The organism is Psychrobacter sp. 1U2, from assembly GCF_051847575.1.
On record NZ_JBPYDC010001114.1, the window covers coordinates 1 to 702 of the forward strand.

Annotated in this window: 1 protein-coding gene and 1 pseudogene; both read left to right on the forward strand. The window is 41.5% G+C overall.

Features of this window, described 5'->3' with window-relative positions:
* Positions 1–222: pseudogene (locus tag ACS8FD_RS20680) on the forward strand (phosphoadenosine phosphosulfate reductase family protein); the annotation flags it as partial.
* A 243-nt stretch (positions 223–465) separates the two neighbouring features.
* Positions 466–702: precorrin-2 dehydrogenase/sirohydrochlorin ferrochelatase family protein (locus tag ACS8FD_RS20685; protein WP_439277248.1), on the forward strand; the 237-nt coding region annotated here is incomplete at its 3' end.

Sequence of the window (702 nt, forward strand, 5' to 3'; positions counted from 1 at the left end):
TGGTTCAATGCTATTCGCAAGGATCAAACCGAATTCCGTCAAGGTCTTGATGTTCTTAGCTTATCAAAAGATGGCGTGTTAAAAGTCGCGCCTTTATTTGAAAAAACCGATAGCGATTTAGATGTGTATTTAGATGAGCATAATCTGCCAAATGAGTTTGACTACTTTGACCCAACCAAGGTAGAAGAGCATCGTGAGTGTGGTCTGCATACGCAGTTGTAATCAAGCGTTACCGTAACTCATCGTTTAAAAATCTCTGTTTAAAAGGCTCTTTTACACTTGTAAGAGAGCTTTTTTGTCGCAAGCGTTCTTAACATTATTCTCCCCTCTATTCCACATTCCATCAAAAATCACAACTAACATGACAAAAACGAATATGCTAATGCCAATTCACTACGTGAGCGTGTGCCTGTGATACTTCATAATGGTGGCATATCTTACATTGACTGAATAATTGGTGATGCTATGAACACCTTTCCATTGTTTTTTAAATTAGAAGACCGCAAAGTACTGATCGTTGGTGGTGGTGATGTCGCGCTGCGCAAAGCCGACTTACTCAGTCGTGCCGGCGCTGCTATCACTATCGTCGCGCCAGGTATTTGCAAAGAGCTACAAGCCTTACTTCACGATGATAAGCACACTCTTATTTTTGATAACTATCATAAAAGGTACATGACGGGTCCACGCGTTATCATCGCCGGC